The sequence below is a fragment of the Haloferax sp. Atlit-6N genome, from assembly GCF_003383195.1.
Classification (GTDB): domain Archaea; phylum Halobacteriota; class Halobacteria; order Halobacteriales; family Haloferacaceae; genus Haloferax; species Haloferax gibbonsii.
Window position 1 is genome coordinate 1 of the sequence record NZ_QEQJ01000141.1, and the last position, 559, is coordinate 559.

Genomic DNA, 559 nt, shown 5'->3' on the forward strand with positions numbered 1-559 from the left:
CCCGAAGAACATCGGTACGCCGAGGAAGATCGCGATGACGCGGAACGCCCAGAACGGCTTCGACGTCTTCCAGTAGCCGATCTGGAGCAGACGTTGCGTCCGGTCGTTCAGCGAGATCGTGCCCTGGTAATGCAGCATCGAGATCGTCGTCAGGATCCCACCGGCGAACAGGATCAAGAGCACGAAGACCTCGACAGCAAGGAACGATGCGTCCGTGATGAACGACATCAGGATGTCGAGCGGGATCGTCGTCTGTCCCTCCCACTGGACCGGGAAGAGGAAGAAGAACCCGCCCGTGATGAACGAAATGAGGAATTTCAGTAGCGGTCGCGTCCGCCATTCGATCGTTACGTCGTCTATAGACTTCTGTTCGGGTTGAACTGACTCGCCCGAGATGTGGTCACTGTTTTCCCAGCTCTGGCCACCTATCATAGGTTGCCAAAAAATAATGCTATAAAAAAATACTCCGATCTTCTGTGAGCAACGACTACATTATTTATGAACAATACGGGGAAATTGTGTTACAATGCGTAACAATTCTTTATTCATCCCGTATTCC

1 pseudogene is annotated in these 559 nt (G+C 51.9%); it reads right to left on the bottom strand.

What is annotated here, in order from left to right:
* A pseudogene (locus DEQ92_RS21620) lies at nt 1-432 on the bottom strand (YjiH family protein); the annotation flags it as partial.
* Nucleotides 433-559: the final 127 nt, after the last annotated feature.